Below are 16,336 nucleotides of genomic sequence, written 5' to 3'. Positions count from 1 at the left end.
AGGGTGAAACGGAATCAGTCGCGCGGCAAAAACCGCAGACCCAATTCCATCAGCTGATCTGGCATCGGCTCGGAGGGTGCATTCATCATCACATCTTCCGCGCGTTGGTTCATCGGGAAGAGGATCACCTCGCGGATATTCGCCGTTTCCGCCAAGAGCATCACGATGCGGTCAATCCCCGCCGCACAGCCGCCATGAGGCGGCGCGCCGAATTGGAACGCATTGACCATACCACCAAAACGGCGGCGGACTTCGTCCTCACCATAACCTGCAAGTTCAAACGCCTTGAACATGATCTCAAGCTTGTGGTTTCGGATCGCACCCGACACCAATTCATAGCCGTTACAGGCCAGGTCATATTGATATCCCAACACCTCAAGCGGGTCACCCGCAAGTGCGTCAATCCCGCCTTGGGGCATCGAGAACGGGTTATGGCTGAAATCAATTTTGCCCGTTTCCTCGTCCTTTTCATACATCGGGAAATCCACGATCCACGCAAAGGCGAAGCGGTTCTCATCAATCAGCCCCAATTCGCGGCCCACTTCGGTGCGCGCGCGCCCTGCAACGGCCTCGAAATCCGCGGGCTTGCCTGCCATAAAGAACACCGCATCACCGACACTAAGACCCAATTGCGTGCGGATGGCTTCGGTGCGTTCAGGGCCAATGTTTTTGGCCAAGGGGCCTGCGGCCTCCATCGTGCCATCCTCGCCTTCGCGCCAGAACATATAGCCCATTCCAGGCAGGCCTTGACCTTGCGCCCATGAATTCATGCGGTCACAGAATTTGCGGCTGCCGCCTGTGGGGGCAGGAATGGCGCGCACTTCGGTGCCACCCTGCTCAAGGATTTTTGCGAAAATTGCAAAGCCCGAGTCTTTGAAATGCTCGCTTACAACTTCCATTTTGATCGGGTTGCGCAGGTCTGGCTTATCGGTGCCATACCACAGCGCGGCATCTTTATAGGAAATCAGCGGCCAGTCTTGATCGACCTTCTTGCCGCCACCAAATTCCTCGAACAGGCCTTTGAGCACGGGTTGGATCGTATCAAACACATCTTGCTGTATCACAAAGCTCATTTCCATGTCGAGCTGATAGAAATCAGTCGGCGAGCGATCCGCGCGCGGGTCTTCATCGCGGAAACAAGGGGCGATTTGGAAATATTTATCAAAGCCCGAAACCATCAACAGCTGCTTAAACTGCTGCGGTGCCTGTGGCAGCGCGTAAAACTTGCCAGGATGCAGACGCGAAGGCACAAGGAAATCGCGCGCGCCCTCAGGGCTAGAGGCCGTGATAATTGGGGTCTGGAATTCGCGAAAGCCTTTGTCCCACATCCGCTTGCGAATTGAGGCCACAACATCAGAACGCAAGGTCATATTCTTTTGCATCACCTCGCGGCGCAAATCGAGATAGCGATAGCGCAGGCGGGTTTCCTCAGGATATTCCTGATCGCCAAAGACCGTAAGGGGCAATTCATTCGCCGCACCCAGAACCTCGAGATCCCGAATAAAAACTTCGATTTCGCCTGTAGGAATTTTTGGGTTCACAAGGCTGGCATCACGGGCCTTCACCTCGCCATCAATGCGGATACACCATTCCGCACGCAGTTTTTCAACCTCTGCAAACACAGGGCTGTCGGGATCACAGAGCACTTGTGTCATCCCATAATGGTCGCGCAGGTCAATGAACAAAACCCCACCATGATCGCGCACCCGATGAACCCAGCCCGAGAGGCGGATCGTTTGACCGACATTTTCCTTAGTCAGGTCTGCGCAGGTATGGCTGCGGAAAGCGTGCATCACGAAATATCCTATCTTTTGACCTTGTTTTTGGCCTGTCATCTCTGTGCCGCCGATACACATTGAGCGGGGCGCGAAGTCAACCCCAAGCAGCGAAAAGCCCGCGACTACACTGCGCGGGCTTTGGCGTCATTTTGAGGCCTGTTGGCTCAAATTTGTTTTTCTGGCATCTGCACTACCAGACCATCAAGCGCATCTGTTACCTTCAGCTGGCAGGTCAGGCGCGAACGCCCCTCGTCTGGTTTATAGGCGAATTCCAGCATGTCCTGTTCCATCGCGTCCATGCTTGGCAGTTTTGCTGCCCAATCAGGATGCACATAAACATGGCATGTTGAACAGGCGCAGGCGCCGCCGCAATCAGCCTCAATGCCAGGAATGCCATTGTCGCGCGCGCCTTCCATCACGGTCAGCCCGTTTGGCACATCAACGACGTGCTCGGTTCCGTTATGTTCGATATAGGTGATCTTAGCCATAAACGCGCACTTTCTTACTGTTAACCTCGGATCCTGCCTAGGTAGCGTTCCCTGATACCACTTTCTAGCCCCGAAATTTATGTCATGCAGGCGCACTTGCATCTCAAGGTAAGTGTTCTATTTTTGTTCTCAAATAGGATATCTGCCATGGAACCCGATCTCGCCCCACGCTTTTGGCCCAAACCGCCCGATTGCCTGCCCCATCATTTGCTGCATCTGCCCCCTGAGGGGGCGCAGGTTGCGGTGGCGGGCTTGGTGGTGCTGCGCCAAAGACCAGGCACGGCCAAAGGTGTGATTTTCATCACCTTGGAAGATGAGTTTGGCACCTGCAATTTGATCATTTGGCAGAAAATATATAAGCAGTTTCGTCGTGCTGTCATCGCAGCGCGCTTAATGCGCGTGACGGGGCGGCTGCAACGGCAAGCGGGCATCACCCATATCATAGCTGAGCAGATCGAAGATATATCGCCACTACTGGACGAGATTGTTTTGCATCACACCGCCACCTAGAGCGCCTAAGCTTGCGCGAAGCCATTCAAAGCGGTTTGCCTATATTGCGGAGAAATAAGAATGACCTTGCGGCATGGTTGGGTGACATTTGGATTCTCGGGCTGTGCCATGAGCAAACCTTTCCAGATTGAGCCGACACCTCGTGTTCAAAATGCACCACATATTGCAAAAGGAACACGCAGATCAGGCCAAACGGGTACCCGCGCTAGAAATCGGTTGGCGCGCCGCCCTCCTCCTTGCGCTTGGCGACAAACGTGTCCAATTCCTCGCGAATTGCAGGATCAATCGGCGGATCTTTTGCTTCGGCCAAGATTGCCTTGTAAATCCCATGCGCGCGCTCGGCGCTCCAAACGGCCCCATCTTTTTCCCAAGCCTCAAAATTGCGCCAATCAGAATGAAACGGCTGATAAAAGGCAGTGCTATAGCGGGCTTGGGTATGTGCAGTGCCAAAATAGTGGCCACCAGCCCCAACAGCTCGCATCGCATCAAAGGCAAGTTCGTCATCACTGGTCTGGGTCAAAACGGGGTCAAAATAGCGTTGGAATTGTTGCAGCAATTCGCAATCCATCACGAATTTCTCGGGGCTTGCAATCAGCCCACCTTCCAGCCAACCCGCGGCATGATAGACCATATTTGTGCCAGATTGCACCGCCGCCCAAAGGCTTTGTAGAGTTTCGGCTTGTGCCTGCCCATCGGGCACATTGGCGGCGCAAACCCCGCTGGAGCGCAGAGGCAGCCCATAAAAGCGAGCCATCTGCCCTGTCATCTGGGTGGCACGAATATATTCAGGTGTACCAAAGGCAGGCGCACCTGATTTCATATCGACATTTGAGGTGAACGTGCCAATCACCACAGGCGCGTGCGGCGCGATATATTGCAACAAGGCAATCGCCCCCAAAGCCTCGGCGATGGACAAGGACACAGCCCCCGCAAGGGTCACAGGCGCCATCGCCCCCGCCAAGGTGAAGGGTGTAACCACCACAGGCTGCCCGCGCCGCGCCATACGCATCGCCCCGTCCAACATTGGATAGTCATGTTTCAGCGGGCTGACCGAGTTGATATTGGTGTAAAACCGCGGTGTCGCCTCGAATTCCTCATGGCTTAGACCTGCGGCGATCCGCACCATCTCCATAGCGTCTTCGACCCGCTCTTTGCCAAGGCAGTAGGTATGCACCACCTTGTCAGTCGCGATGAGCTTTTCATGCAAGCAATCCAAATGGCGGATTGAGGGATGAATATCTATCGGCTCAACGGGGTAGCCGCCTGCAAAGTGGATACAGTTAAAATATTGCGTCAATTTAATGAATTCGCGAAAGGCCGCAAAATCGCCGGCCCGTTTGCCGCGTGCCATATCCCATGCATTGGGGGGGGAGGACACATTGCCAAATAGAATATTCCCGTCGCCAATGGTCAGCTGACGCGCAGGGTTTCGCGGCGTCACTGTAAAGCTTTGAGGCGCATGCGCTACCATCTCGATCACAAAATTAGGATCAAAAAAGATCGTCTCGCCCTCTTGGCGACAGCCCGCCTGCACCAATATTTGTCGCGCCTCAGGGTGCAGCATCTCAAGCCCGAGCTCAGACAGAATCCGCAGAGCGTTGTTGTGGATGGCCAAGACACCCTCAGCCGGCAAGGGTTCGGTTGGTTGATCTATGTTTTGCGGAATACGCCACGGCATTTGCGCAATCGCATGTTGGCTGACACCTTGATGCTTGGCGCGCGCGCCCCCGGAACGGCGGCGTTTTGGATCAACTGTGGTTTCGGTCATAGGATCAGGTCCTACAAAAAGGAAGATCAAAGCCCCTTTAGACTGCCCGCGCGAGGGCGGGAAAAACCCGACGAATTCCGACCAAACACCCCGCCATTTTGACGCGAATAGACAAACGCAGCTTCAATGCCCCAGCCAAGCAGGAAGATGGCCAATGTCTGGCAACACGGCGTCAGCATGCGGCACGAGCGTGCCATGATCGGCAAGGCCCGTGAGAACGCCCACTGTCGCCATGCCAGCGGCGCGGCCCGCCCGTAAATCATGCAGGCTATCGCCCACCATCACAGCGCGCGCAGGCGCAACACCGCAGACCTGTGCGATATGGGCGCACATGGCAGGGTTAGGTTTCGCACCATGCCCACTGTCGCACCCGATGACTTCGTGGAAATAGGGGCGGATTTCATGGGTTGCCAGATGTGCCTCGGCCTCGCCCTTTTGCCCGTTGGTCGCCACGGCCAAAAGATAGCCCGCCTTCTGCAAACCCGTAAGCAGCGACGCCAACGGGGCCGCCTCGACCATGACAGCAGATTGTGCAAGCTGATTCAGCAGTGCTGCGATCTGCTGCGGGGTAAAATCGGCTCCGAAAAGCGGGGCCAGGTGGTGAGCAGTCTCATCAAGCGTGCCCGCAATAGCGATACTATCGGGCAAAAAAACGCCCCGATCGGGATCAAAGGACAAGCGATCAGCGAGGGTGCGAAATAATGTTTCATCGTCGTCCGCTAACGCCAATAGAGCCGATTTCGCCCAATTGTTCCAAGATCTAGAAAAGTCAAAGAGTGTTCCGTCTTTGTCAAAAATTAGCAATTTAAAGTAATTTTGTTGCATATTTTTATAACCCTCAAGGACGACGATGAATTTATGTCCAGTGGGTGGCGGAGCGCCCGAGCATGACCTGCCTTAGGGTGACAAATTCATCTGGACGGAGGCCAATCGCCCCCGCCGCATCAACCACCCAAGCATCGTTTTGCGAGATAAATTCCACCACGGCTGATAAAAATGCATGATCGCCTTTCGCGACAACGCTGCGCATATCTTCGAGCGACAGGCCAGATGCGCCCAAGAACTGCCCCGTGAGCGCGTCATCAGACGAAAGCCACACAAAGGCTGCAATCGCCTTTTCCTGTGCGATTTCTTTCTTCATTCCAAGCATTCCGGGCGTATCTAGAGACATTGTTAGCCATTCCTCTTGTATGACTTCAGATGTCAATTCGGCCATGCAGAGCTTAAGGCAATACCGTATGCCACATTTTAGGGGATGAGCACGAAGACTGTCAGCAACTCCACAAAGATAGAGGTTAAAAGCGCGATGATACTTTGATCTTACACGATGGTCGAAATGGCACAAGTCATACCACCTCCCCCTGAGGCATCAGTCGAAATGTGCTATTATTTCATCGCGCAAAATCTCTGCGAGGAGATCCACATCTTCAGGCGTAAAGGTCAAAGGTAGCCTCAAATCAATCAACCCTGCCAAAATGTGATCTGTTTTTGCCAAGGTTTGCGCAGGCGCATAGCGCCAACTGTCATAGCGCGAGGTAAAAGCGACTGGCTCTGCAGCGCCAAACCATTTGAGCTCAACACCCCGCCGCGCAGCCGTTTGGACAAATGCAGTGATTTTGTCGGGCGACCAATCAGGCAAAAGGAATTGAAAGGATGATCCGACATAATCCTCGCGCGGATCGCGCTTGCTCAAGCGCAGATGGGGCAGATTGGCAAGCCCCGCCTCCATCCGCTCGTAAAGCTTGCGCCAACGTGCCACCTGACGCGGCAGATCGGCCAATTGCGGGCGCAGGATGGCGGCGCGTAAATTATCCATCCGCCCCGAAACATTGGGCGTCTCAAAACGCGCTTGGGCAAAAGCCTCGGGCGGAGGGGCGGCGCGGTGGCGCGAATAAAGCATATAACTGCCCGACAGCAGAATGGCCCGCGCCATCACATCGGCATCATCACTGGTGAGGAAACCACCTTCGCCTGAGTTGATGTGTTTATAGGTCTGGGTGGAATAGCAGGCGATTTTGCCATGCCGCCCTGAGGCCAGACCATCCCATTTCCCCCCCATTGTGTGGGCGCAATCCTCAATCACAGTGATGCCCGCCGCATCGCATATTTCCATCAGGCGGCCCATATCGCAGATATGCCCGCGCATGTGGGACAACAGCAACACGCGCGCACCGCTGGCTTGGGCTTTGGTGTTCAAATCCTCAAGATCAATTGTTAAGTTTTCGGTCACCTCGACAAAGACAGGCACAGCGCCCACCGAGGCGATGGCACCGGGCACAGGCGCAAGCGTAAATCCGTTTGAGAGAACCAAATCCCCCTGCCCCACGCCAATTGCACGCAAGGCCGCCCCCATTGCATAGCCACCCGATGCCACGGCAAGCGCATATTTCGCCCCTGTCATCGCCGCGAATTCCTCCTCCAAAAGGGCGGTTTCGGCAATCTCATCAGGGGCGGTGTTATAGCGGTGCAACCTGCCCGTTCGCAAAACCCGATTGGCCGCCTCAATCGCCGCCTCTGGGATTGGCTCTTGTTGGGTGAAAGACCGGGTGAAAATGGGTTTGTCGCTCATAGCGCACAGGTTAGGGTTCTCGCGCGGCAGGTCAATTGAATTCACGCCGATAAGACCCGCTCAATCAGCGCAGGCAGATCGCTGTAATGATCCAAAATCGCCTCAGGGCTGAGCCGTGCAATATCGCCCCCCTCTGGCCCGAAGCCCACGAGAATAGAAGGCACCCCTGCCGCGCGCGCCGTTTCGCGGTCAGTGACTGTATCCCCGATCAAACAGGATTGCGGAAAATCGCGCACATCCGCCCCCAAATCCACGCCAAAGCGCCGCTTGGCCGCACGGCGCAGCGTTTCATGATAGGGGGCCACATCTGGCTTTCGTGTGGGCAATGTATCGGCCCCGACCAAAGCATCAAAAAGATCAGAAACACCCAATTTTGCGACCAAATCCACGGCCAGCGCCTCGGGCTTATTGGTGCAAATCGCCGTTGCATAGCCTGCGACACGCAACGCCTGCACCGCCTGAACTGCGCCCTCATAGAGCCTTGTATGCGTGTCAATCGCGGCCCCATAGGCCGCAAGCAGACGGGGATAGCCCGCCTCGATGAAGGCCTCCTCCTGTGGCAGGTCAGACCTACCCTGCGCCGCAAGCCGCGCATAGGAAAGCTTCAACATCGCCCGCCCGCCCCGAAAGGCACAAAGCGCGTCTTTTGGATGAGACAACATCGGGGGCCATCCCGCCTCTGCCACCGCTTGATTGGCCGCAGCAAGAAGATCGGCGCTGGTATCGGCCAAAGTGCCATCCAAATCGAAAACGATAATATGCGCGCCCATTCCGTCCTCTTGCCTGAGATTTGCCCCGCTTATGACCTAAAGGCGGATTTTCGCCAAGGGCCGATGGCACATCGTAACAAATCGAAAGAGGAAGTGACCACCTGCGGGCTTTGCAGATCAAGTGAAGAAGGTTAAGAGAACACCAAACAGGCATAAATCCCAAAAGGCACCCTCATGAGCAAACGCCCCGTTGCCCTGATCATTCTGGCCGCAGGCCAAGGGACGCGGATGAATTCCGACCTGCCCAAGGTGCTGCATCCTTTGGGCGGCGTTCCGATGATTGAACACAGCCTTGCCAGCGGCCTCAGCCTTGAGCCTGCGCGGGTTGTGGTGATCACAGGTCATGGCGCGGATCAAGTTGAGGCGGCCTTGGCCGACCACCCTGTGATCTGCATTCGCCAAAATGAACAATTGGGTACAGGTCATGCCGTGGCGCAGGCCCGCGCCGCTTTGGCGGATTTCGCGGGCGATGCGGTGGTGTTGTTCGGCGATACGCCTTTTGTCAGCGAGGACAGCCTGACCAAATTGATCGCGGCCCGCGCTGATCATGATGTGGTCGTTTTGGGATTTGAGGCAGACACCCCTGCGCGCTATGGCCGCTTGGTGACCAAGGGCACGGCCTTGCATAAAATTGTCGAGGCCAAGGATGCGACCCCAGACGAGCTTGCTATAACCTTGTGTAATTCTGGCCTCATGGCCGCAGATGCCGCGCAATTATTCGACCTTTTGGAACAGGTCGATAACGCGAATGCAGCGGGCGAGTATTACCTGACAGATGTGCCTGCTTTGGCGCATAAGGCGGGCCTGAAAGCAGGCTATGTGACGTGCACAGAAGCGGAAACCTTGGGGATCAATAGCCGTGCGGAACTGGCGCGCGCCGAAGGGATTTTTCAAGCCACCCGCCGCGCCGAGATGCTAGACTTGGGCGTCACCATGCACGCGCCTGAGACAGTCTGTTTTGCCCATGACACCTATATTGGCCGCGATGCGGTGATCGAGCCATATGTGGTCTTCGGCCCCAATGTGACTGTTGAATCGGGCGCGCATATCCGCGCCTTCAGCCATCTTGAGGGCGCGCATGTCTCGCAAGGGGCGGTTGTGGGGCCTTATGCCCGCCTGCGCCCTGGTGCTGAAATCGACAATGGCGCGCGGATCGGCAATTTCGTTGAGGTAAAATCAGCGCAAATCCAAGAAGGGGCTAAGGTCAACCACCTGTCCTATATCGGGGATGCGACCATCGGCGAAGGGGCCAATATCGGCGCAGGAACCATCACCTGCAATTATGATGGCGTGTTCAAACATCACACCGAAGTGGGCGCGCGGGCCTTTATTGGGTCAAACACGATGCTTGTGGCCCCTGTTACCATTGGTGCGGATGCACTGACCGCATCAGGTTCGGTGATCACCGAAAACGTGCCAGAGGGAGCTTTGGCGGTGGCGCGTGGACGGCAAGAAAACAAAGCGGGGCTTGCCACACGCCTGCGTGCGCGGCTGCTGGCACTGAAAGAAAAGACCAAAAAGGGGTAAGGGCTATGTGCGGGATCGTTGGCATTTTGGGCAGCCACGAGGTTGCGCCCACATTGGTTGAGGCGCTTAAACGTCTGGAATATCGCGGCTATGACAGCGCAGGCATTGCGACTGTGCAAAATGGTGCGCTTGATCGCCGCCGCGCGGTGGGTAAGCTTGTGAACCTGTCGGATGAATTGGTGCATCACCCTTTGGCAGGCAAGTCTGGTATCGGGCACACCCGTTGGGCCACGCATGGCGCGCCCACTGTAACCAATGCGCATCCGCATAAATCGGGGCAGGTTGCGGTGGTGCATAATGGCATTATCGAGAATTTCCGCGAATTACGCGCTGAATTAAAAGACCGCAATTTTGAAAGCGAAACCGATACGGAAACCGTCTCTCAGCTTTGCGCGCATTACCTTGCCCAAGGTCTAAGCCCCGCTGAGGCCGCACGAAAAACCTTGTCACGGCTTGAAGGCGCGTTTGCGCTTTGTTTCCTCTTTGAGGGCGAAGATGATCTGATGATCGCCGCGCGCAAAGGGTCGCCCTTGGCCATTGGTCATGGCGATGGTGAAACCTATGTCGGTTCGGATGCAATCGCGCTTGGCCCCCTCACCCATGAAATCACCTATCTTGAGGAGGGCGATTGCGCCATCCTGACCCGCAGCAGCATCAAGATTTTTGATGAGGCGGGCCACGCTGTCAGCCGCGCCAAAACCCGCATTGAACAAGGGGCCGCCGTAATCGACAAGGCGGGTTATAAGCATTTCATGGAAAAAGAAATCCATGAACAGCCCCGAACCGTGGGCGAGGCCCTGGGGCGCTATGCCCCCAGAGGTGCGCCCGCCTTCCCCGAAGCCTTGGATTTCGCCCAATTCGACCGCGTTGTGATGGTGGCCTGCGGGACAGGCTATTATTCCTGCCTGACTGCCAAATACTGGTTCGAACAGGTGGCAGGCATGCCTTGCGATGTCGATATCGCATCGGAATTCCGTTATCGTGAACCGCCCGTGGCGCCCCGCACCCTTGCGCTTTTCGTCAGTCAATCTGGCGAGACGGCCGACACATTGGCGGCCCTACGATATATGCGCGGACGCGCTGCCATGGTGGCAAGCCTTGTCAATGTTGGCACATCGTCCATCGCCCGCGAAAGCGATCTGGCCTTGGCCATTCTAGCAGGGGTTGAGGTCTCGGTGGCCTCGACCAAGGCCTATGTGAACCAATTGACCATCCTTGCGCTGATGGCGGTGCAGGCCGCGACGCAGCGCGGCGCCCTGTCCGCCCGTGAGGTGCGGGATCACATCCAAAGCTTGGAAAAATTGCCCGATCAAATGCGACAAGTTCTGACGATGGAGGGCGAAATTGCCGATCTGGCCGAAGGCTTGAGTGATGCAAAATCCGCGCTGTTTCTGGGCCGTGGCGTGATGTATGCCACAGCCCTAGAGGCGGCATTAAAATTAAAAGAAATCAGTTATATACACGCCGAAGCTTATGCGTCAGGTGAGCTAAAACATGGCCCGATCGCCCTGATTGATCGTAACCTTCCTGTGGTGGTATTCGCGCCGCATGATTCGCTGTTTGATAAAACCATCTCAAACATGCAGGAGGTTATGGCGCGCCACGGCCAAGTGACACTGGTCACCGATGAGATGGGGCGCAAAGCCGCCGCTGAAGGCACCGTTGTCACATTGGCCCTGCCCTCAACCACGTCGCTGAGCGCGCCCATCCTCTATGCCTTACCCGCGCAGCTTTTGGCCTATCACAGCGCGATTGCCAAAGGCACCGATGTGGACCAACCCCGCAATTTGGCAAAATCGGTCACGGTGGAGTAGCGCTTCCACTTGCGCCCGCCTGCGTTGGCGCGTAAAGCCTCGGCGCAACTTTATAAGTGGGAAGTGCTATGCCGCTTTTGGTCATGAAATTCGGGGGCACATCAGTGGCCACTCTTGATCGCATCCGCCGCGCCGCAAAACGGGTGGGGCGCGAGGTGGCCAATGGGTATGATGTGATCGTGATTGTCTCGGCCATGTCGGGCGAAACCAACAAACTTGTGGGATATGTAGGCGAAACCTCGCCGCTCTATGACGCGCGCGAATATGATGCGGTCGTCTCCTCGGGCGAGAATGTTACAGCCGGCCTGATGGCGCTGACCTTGCAAGAAATGGATATCCCCGCGCGGTCATGGCAAGGATGGCAGGTGCCCGTCAAAACCACCTCTGCCCATGCAAGCGCGCGGATTGAAGAAATCCCAACCGATAACATCATGGCCAAATTTGGCGAAGGGATGAAGGTTGCCGTGGTTGCGGGGTTCCAAGGCATCAGCACTGAAGGGCGTATCACCACATTGGGCCGTGGCGGGTCAGACACGACTGCCGTGGCCTTTGCCGCCGCTTTCGATGCCGAGCGCTGCGATATCTACACAGATGTTGACGGGGTCTACACGACCGACCCGCGCATCACCAACAAGGCTCGCAAACTTGAGAAAATCTCGTTTGAAGAGATGCTTGAGCTTGCAAGCCTCGGTGCGAAGGTTCTGCAAACGCGCTCGGTTGAACTGGCGATGCGCTACAAGGTGCGCTTACGGGTTTTGTCGAGTTTTGAAGAAATGGATGACAGCGCGGGCACATTGGTCTGTGACGAGGAGGAAATCGTGGAAAGCAAAGCTGTGGCGGGCGTGGCCTATTCGCGCGATGAAGCAAAAATGACCCTGACCGAGGTCGAAGATCGCCCGGGCATTGCAGCCGCTATTTTCGGCCCCCTCGCCGAGGCCGCGGTCAATGTCGACATGATCGTGCAAAATATCTCGGAAGAAGGCAAAACTGATATGACCTTCTCGCTGCCGATTGATCAGGTCAAACGCGCTGAAAAGGCCCTTGAAGAGGCGAAAGCCCGCAATGAAATCGGCTTTTCCGAATTGCTGATCGACAGCGATGTTTGCAAAGTGTCAATCGTAGGGATCGGGATGCGCAGCCATGCAGGCGTGGCCGCGAAGATGTTTGCAACTTTGCGCGATGAAGGCATCAATATCAAAGTCATCACCACATCCGAAATCAAAGTTTCGGTTCTAGTGGATCGCAAATATCTGGAATTGGCTGTGCAGGCCCTGCATGACGCCTTCGATCTAGATCGCACAGCCTGATTTCACCTTAGGCTGATTTTACGCTGTTTGCTCGGGCCCGTCTTTTGGCGGCCTTGGTTTGTTGACTTTGTACCAGCCCCGCCACAGAGGCGTTTCTTACTGCTATTACGTACACGCAAATTCGCTGGGCACGAACGACTAGTTTTTATAGAATGAGGCTAAACAATGCAGCCGCACGATTTTTGTTTAAGCAGGCGTTGCTGAACTCGACGGAAGTAGCAAAAAAGGCCCCACACTTATACATACGGAGAAGCCGTTTAATCTTTGTATCAATTAAAATCCCGACAAAATTTAAGCATGCATTTTTAAAATTATAAATTTTATCAAATGATTGCGGCGCGATCTTTAGGTAACTTCTGAAGGGAATGGTGCGGTCGAGAAGACTCGAACTTCCACGGGAGTTACCCCACAGCGACCTCAACGCTGCGCGTCTACCAATTCCGCCACGACCGCACTGTCTGACGCTGAATATGGCGCTGTCTAGACCAAGCAGGCGCCGTGCTCAAGGGTTAAAATTGTGGATTTTGGCCAAGCTGATTTTTCTGTTTAGTATGAATCGCCTACCTGCTATTAAAGCAAGGGTATGACTGAAAGGGGATGATCGTGCCTCTCGTCTCCCGCATACATCATTGCAAAGAAATTATTAAGTTAAAGAGCCTTAAATTGGTTGATTGGATAATATCAGAGAAGCTGACCGATTATGAGGATGCACTTCGCGTTATGGAGGCTCGCATCGCAAAAATTTTTTCAGGGGATGCAGCCGAAGCGATTTGGCTGCTGGAGCATCCACCGATTTACACCGCAGGCACTTCGGCCAAGCCCGACGATTTAACTGACCCTGATCGCTTTCCTGTCTACGAGGCGCGCCGCGGGGGGCAATATACCTACCACGGCCCAGGTCAGCGGGTTATATACGTCATGCTAGATCTCAACAAACGCGGTCGTGATGTTCGCCGTTTTGTCGAAGATCTGGAAAATTGGGTGATTGACACGCTTGCAAGCTTTAACTTGCGCGGGGAAATTCGAGAGGGGCGCGTTGGAGTCTGGATTGCGCGGCCCGACAAAGCCGCCCTGCCCGATGGCAGCCCGCGTGAGGACAAGATTGCAGCCATCGGGATTCGCTTGCGCAAATGGGTGTCCTTTCATGGCATCTCGATCAATCACGATCCTGAACTGAGCCATTTTGAGGGAATCGTGCCTTGCGGGATCCGTGATCACGGCGTGACAAGCCTTGTGGATTTAGGCCTACCCGTGAGCCTAGATGACCTTGATGTCGCTTTGCGCCAAGAATTTGAACGGCGCTTTGGGCCAACGCAGGACGCGGATCTGGCTGACCCAGCTAACCCCTAAAGATCATTGCAACCGCCCCCTTTTCCATTTTCGTAAGATTTCGGCGCGAAACTTGCTGATCTGGCATGAGGCAATTTTTCCCACCTAAAAGGCGTGATCGCAATTGATCGCACGCGCGAGGCGCACTAGAACGGGGGTCAGTGGAACGTCAAAGGGACGGGTGGCCAGACCCCTGCCCCTCATAATTATGAACAGGAGACAGACATGGCCGATGCAGCCATTTCTGGACATGATCACGAACGGCCGGGCTTCTTTACCCGCTGGTTCATGTCCACAAACCATAAAGATATCGGGATTCTCTACCTCATCACTGCAGGTTTGGTGGGTCTCGTATCGGTTGCTTTCACCGTTTACATGCGCCTCGAGTTGATGGAGCCTGGCGTTCAATACATGTGTGCCGAAGGCGCACGCGTCTTGAGCCAAGCTGCTGCGGGCGAATGTACCCCTGATGGGCATTTGTGGAACGTGTTGATCACGGGCCATGGCGTATTGATGATGTTCTTTGTTGTCATTCCTGCCCTGTTCGGTGGTTTTGGTAACTTCTTCATGCCGCTGATGATCGGCGCGCCTGATATGGCCTTCCCTCGCCTTAACAACTTGTCCTACTGGCTGTATGTTGCAGGCACATGTTTGGCCTTTTGCTCCGTATTTGTAGATGGTGGTGCCGGACCGGGTTGGACCTTTTATCCGCCCATATCATGGCAAGACGCCCCTACTAGTCGCGCTGTAGACTTCGCGATTTTCGCGGTTCATGTGTCTGGTGCAAGCTCCATCTTGGGCTCGATTAATATCATCACGACCTTCCTCAACATGCGTGCACCTGGCATGAGCCTGTTCAAAGTGCCTTTGTTTGCATGGTCGATCTTCGTGACAGCTTGGTTGCTGCTTTTGTCGCTACCCGTTTTGGCGGGTGCAATCACCATGCTTCTCACTGACCGTAATTTTGGCACAACTTTCTTTGACGTGGCAGGCGGCGGTGATCCACTGTTGTTCCAACACATCTTCTGGTTCTTCGGCCACCCCGAAGTTTACATCGTGATCCTGCCCGCATTTGGTATTGTCAGCCATGTGATCGCGACCTTCTCGCGCAAGCCCGTCTTTGGATATCTGCCGATGGTTTGGGCGTTGATCGCGATTGGCGGCTTGGGCTTTGTAGTGTGGGCACACCACATGTATACAACGGGCATGACGCTGAACCAGCAGGCCTATTTCATGGTCGCAACCATGGTAATTGCGGTGCCAACAGGCGTCAAAATCTTCTCATGGATTGCAACGATGTGGCAAGGTTCGATAACCTTTGAAGCACCAATGCTGTTTGCGATTGGCTTCATCTTTCTCTTCACCGTTGGCGGTGTAACTGGGATTGTACTTAGCCAAGCCGGCGTTGACCGTGCCTATCACGACACCTACTATGTAGTAGCGCACTTCCACTACGTAATGAGCTTGGGTGCCGTATTCGGTATCTTCGCAGGCATCTATTACTGGATCGGCAAAATGTCAGGTCGCCAATACCCTGAATGGGCGGGCAAGCTGCATTTCTGGTTGTTCTTCATCGGCGCAAACCTGACCTTCTTCCCACAGCACTTCTTGGGTCGTCAGGGCATGCCACGCCGCTACATCGATTATCCTGATGCATTTGCAACGTGGAACTACGTCAGCTCGATCGGTGCGTTTATCGCATTCGCGTCCTTCCTCTTCTTCCTTGGCATTGTCGCCTACACGCTGCTTGCAGGCCGCAAACTGAGCGAACCTGCCTACTGGGGCGAGCATGCCGATACCTTGGAATGGACATTACCGAACCCACCACCCGAGCACACGTTCGAGGAACTGCCCACACGCGAAATGTGGGACAAACAGCCAAGCCACTAATCTGGCCGCTTTTTGAACTGTTGAGAGAGAATATGCCGTTTCATATCGAGACGCCGCAAATAGAAAAGGCCCCGGAGAAATTCGGGGCCTTTTCTCATCCTGATCGCGGCACACCTCACATGCTGATGCAGATTACGCCGCATAAATCGCTGACACCTGAAGGGTTCGTTTGGTTTGTCGGTGCGACCGCCGCGTTAATTGCCCTGCCGCTTTTCGGCATTCTAGGCACGGCGGTGTTCTGGGCGCTGCTGCCCTTTCTATTGGCGGCGATTTGGGCCATTTGGGCCGCGCTGAAACGCTCATGGCGCGATAAGGAAATCGCAGAAACCCTGACATTGTGGCCCGATCACATAAGGGTTGAACGCAAAGAGCCCCGCAAAGAAACGAAAATCTGGGAAGCAAACCCCTATTGGGTGCGGCTGACCTTGCATAAAACGGGCGGGCCTGTGCCCAATTACCTGACCTTGCGCGGCGATAAGGCAACACGCGAAATCGAGCTTGGCGCGTTTCTGACGCCCAGCGAAAGGGTCAAGCTGAAATTCGCATTGGAAGAGGCCTTGGCACAGGCAAAGGCCTAAGGGTCAGG

The 16,336-nt window shown here is 55.1% G+C and carries 15 protein-coding genes and 1 tRNA gene; 8 read left to right on the top strand and 8 right to left on the bottom strand.

What is annotated here, in order from left to right; all coding sequences use genetic code 11:
- Nucleotides 1–14 precede the first annotated feature (14 nt).
- Entirely contained in the window at nucleotides 15–1,793 is a 1,779-nt protein-coding gene (gene aspS, locus AAC637_RS11215) for an aspartate--tRNA ligase (protein WP_340303682.1), read from the bottom strand.
- A gap of 149 nt (nucleotides 1,794–1,942) precedes the next feature.
- Nucleotides 1,943–2,266 carry a 2Fe-2S iron-sulfur cluster-binding protein gene (locus AAC637_RS11210; RefSeq protein WP_340255532.1) on the bottom strand — a complete coding sequence of 108 codons (324 nt, stop codon included), beginning with the start codon at nucleotides 2,264–2,266 and terminating at the stop codon, nucleotides 1,943–1,945.
- Between the two features lie 147 nt (nucleotides 2,267–2,413).
- Here AAC637_RS11210 and AAC637_RS11205 point away from each other — a divergent pair, with 147 nt between their 5' ends.
- Nucleotides 2,414–2,776: an OB-fold nucleic acid binding domain-containing protein gene (locus tag AAC637_RS11205; protein WP_340303627.1), complete on the top strand. Its 363-nt coding sequence runs from the start codon at nucleotides 2,414–2,416 to the stop codon at nucleotides 2,774–2,776.
- A 205-nt stretch (nucleotides 2,777–2,981) separates the two neighbouring features.
- Here AAC637_RS11205 and AAC637_RS11200 read toward each other — a convergent pair whose 3' ends face one another.
- The 5 genes from AAC637_RS11200 to AAC637_RS11180 all read right to left on the bottom strand — a co-directional run bounded on the left by AAC637_RS11200 (nucleotide 2,982) and on the right by AAC637_RS11180 (nucleotide 7,883).
- The gene (locus tag AAC637_RS11200) at nucleotides 2,982–4,544 is read right to left on the bottom strand and encodes a trimethylamine methyltransferase family protein (protein WP_340303626.1); all 1,563 of its coding nucleotides are present in this window, start codon (nucleotides 4,542–4,544) and stop codon (nucleotides 2,982–2,984) included.
- Between the two features lie 123 nt (nucleotides 4,545–4,667).
- A complete protein-coding gene (locus AAC637_RS11195; protein ID WP_340303625.1) occupies nucleotides 4,668–5,369 on the bottom strand; it encodes an HAD family hydrolase in 702 nt (233 codons plus the stop codon).
- Nucleotides 5,370–5,400: 31 nt separating this feature from the next.
- Nucleotides 5,401–5,715: a DUF3572 family protein gene (locus AAC637_RS11190; RefSeq protein ID WP_340303624.1), complete on the bottom strand. Its 315-nt coding sequence runs from the start codon at nucleotides 5,713–5,715 to the stop codon at nucleotides 5,401–5,403.
- 198 nt (nucleotides 5,716–5,913) lie between these two features.
- Nucleotides 5,914–7,113 carry a DegT/DnrJ/EryC1/StrS family aminotransferase gene (locus AAC637_RS11185; RefSeq protein ID WP_340303623.1) on the bottom strand — a complete coding sequence of 400 codons (1,200 nt, stop codon included), beginning with the start codon at nucleotides 7,111–7,113 and terminating at the stop codon, nucleotides 5,914–5,916.
- Between the two features lie 41 nt (nucleotides 7,114–7,154).
- Entirely contained in the window at nucleotides 7,155–7,883 is a 729-nt protein-coding gene (locus AAC637_RS11180) for an HAD hydrolase-like protein (RefSeq protein WP_340303622.1), read from the bottom strand.
- On the opposite strand from AAC637_RS11180, the gene AAC637_RS11175 reads away from it, so the two are divergent.
- The 4 genes from AAC637_RS11175 (at nucleotide 7,872) to AAC637_RS11160 (ending at nucleotide 12,531) form a co-directional block, all read left to right on the top strand.
- Nucleotides 7,872–8,018 carry a hypothetical protein gene (locus AAC637_RS11175; protein ID WP_340303621.1) on the top strand — a complete coding sequence of 49 codons (147 nt, stop codon included), beginning with the start codon at nucleotides 7,872–7,874 and terminating at the stop codon, nucleotides 8,016–8,018. The genes AAC637_RS11180 and AAC637_RS11175 overlap by 12 nt on opposite strands.
- Before the next feature lie 39 nt (nucleotides 8,019–8,057).
- Nucleotides 8,058–9,410, top strand: a complete 1,353-nt coding sequence (gene glmU / locus AAC637_RS11170; protein WP_340303620.1) for a bifunctional UDP-N-acetylglucosamine diphosphorylase/glucosamine-1-phosphate N-acetyltransferase GlmU — start codon at nucleotides 8,058–8,060, stop codon at nucleotides 9,408–9,410.
- A gap of 5 nt (nucleotides 9,411–9,415) precedes the next feature.
- The gene (gene glmS / locus AAC637_RS11165; RefSeq protein ID WP_340303619.1) at nucleotides 9,416–11,224 is read left to right on the top strand and encodes a glutamine--fructose-6-phosphate transaminase (isomerizing); all 1,809 of its coding nucleotides are present in this window, start codon (nucleotides 9,416–9,418) and stop codon (nucleotides 11,222–11,224) included.
- A gap of 68 nt (nucleotides 11,225–11,292) precedes the next feature.
- Nucleotides 11,293–12,531, top strand: a complete 1,239-nt coding sequence (locus AAC637_RS11160; protein ID WP_340303618.1) for an aspartate kinase — start codon at nucleotides 11,293–11,295, stop codon at nucleotides 12,529–12,531.
- Between the two features lie 366 nt (nucleotides 12,532–12,897).
- Here AAC637_RS11160 and AAC637_RS11155 read toward each other — a convergent pair.
- A tRNA-Leu gene (locus tag AAC637_RS11155) sits at nucleotides 12,898–12,984 on the bottom strand.
- 144 nt (nucleotides 12,985–13,128) lie between these two features.
- Here AAC637_RS11155 and lipB point away from each other — a divergent pair.
- The 3 genes from lipB (at nucleotide 13,129) to AAC637_RS11140 (ending at nucleotide 16,328) form a co-directional block, all read left to right on the top strand.
- Nucleotides 13,129–13,881, top strand: coding sequence for a lipoyl(octanoyl) transferase LipB (gene lipB, locus AAC637_RS11150; protein ID WP_340303617.1), 753 nt, complete (start codon nucleotides 13,129–13,131; stop codon nucleotides 13,879–13,881).
- A gap of 204 nt (nucleotides 13,882–14,085) precedes the next feature.
- Nucleotides 14,086–15,750: a cytochrome c oxidase subunit I gene (gene ctaD, locus AAC637_RS11145; RefSeq protein ID WP_340303616.1), complete on the top strand. Its 1,665-nt coding sequence runs from the start codon at nucleotides 14,086–14,088 to the stop codon at nucleotides 15,748–15,750.
- A 32-nt stretch (nucleotides 15,751–15,782) separates the two neighbouring features.
- Entirely contained in the window at nucleotides 15,783–16,328 is a 546-nt protein-coding gene (locus AAC637_RS11140; protein ID WP_340303615.1) for a DUF2244 domain-containing protein, read from the top strand.
- Nucleotides 16,329–16,336: the final 8 nt, after the last annotated feature.

The sequence above is a fragment of the Roseobacter sp. HKCCD7870 genome, assembly GCF_037830315.1.
Taxonomy (GTDB): Bacteria; Pseudomonadota; Alphaproteobacteria; order Rhodobacterales; family Rhodobacteraceae; genus M30B80.
Note: the sequence above shows the minus strand (reverse complement) of the source record. Positions and strands in the feature narration are given on the sequence as shown.

Bases quoted from the DNA above. Each gene is read 5' to 3' on its own strand.
- AAC637_RS11210 (WP_340255532.1), bottom strand. From the start codon at position 2,266: ATGGCTAAGATCACCTATATCGAACATAACGGAACCGAGCACGTCGTT.
- AAC637_RS11140 (WP_340303615.1), top strand. From the start codon at position 15,783: ATGCCGTTTCATATCGAGACGCCGCAAATAGAAAAGGCCCCGGAGAAA.
- glmU (WP_340303620.1), top strand. From the start codon at position 8,058: ATGAGCAAACGCCCCGTTGCCCTGATCATTCTGGCCGCAGGCCAAGGG.
- AAC637_RS11190 (WP_340303624.1), bottom strand. From the start codon at position 5,715: ATGTCTCTAGATACGCCCGGAATGCTTGGAATGAAGAAAGAAATCGCA.
- AAC637_RS11175 (WP_340303621.1), top strand. From the start codon at position 7,872: ATGCGCGCCCATTCCGTCCTCTTGCCTGAGATTTGCCCCGCTTATGAC.
- AAC637_RS11195 (WP_340303625.1), bottom strand. From the start codon at position 5,369: ATGCAACAAAATTACTTTAAATTGCTAATTTTTGACAAAGACGGAACA.
- ctaD (WP_340303616.1), top strand. From the start codon at position 14,086: ATGGCCGATGCAGCCATTTCTGGACATGATCACGAACGGCCGGGCTTC.
- AAC637_RS11185 (WP_340303623.1), bottom strand. From the start codon at position 7,113: ATGAGCGACAAACCCATTTTCACCCGGTCTTTCACCCAACAAGAGCCA.
- glmS (WP_340303619.1), top strand. From the start codon at position 9,416: ATGTGCGGGATCGTTGGCATTTTGGGCAGCCACGAGGTTGCGCCCACA.
- AAC637_RS11160 (WP_340303618.1), top strand. From the start codon at position 11,293: ATGCCGCTTTTGGTCATGAAATTCGGGGGCACATCAGTGGCCACTCTT.
- AAC637_RS11180 (WP_340303622.1), bottom strand. From the start codon at position 7,883: ATGGGCGCGCATATTATCGTTTTCGATTTGGATGGCACTTTGGCCGAT.
- lipB (WP_340303617.1), top strand. From the start codon at position 13,129: ATGATCGTGCCTCTCGTCTCCCGCATACATCATTGCAAAGAAATTATT.
- AAC637_RS11205 (WP_340303627.1), top strand. From the start codon at position 2,414: ATGGAACCCGATCTCGCCCCACGCTTTTGGCCCAAACCGCCCGATTGC.
- aspS (WP_340303682.1), bottom strand. From the start codon at position 1,793: ATGCACGCTTTCCGCAGCCATACCTGCGCAGACCTGACTAAGGAAAAT.
- AAC637_RS11200 (WP_340303626.1), bottom strand. From the start codon at position 4,544: ATGACCGAAACCACAGTTGATCCAAAACGCCGCCGTTCCGGGGGCGCG.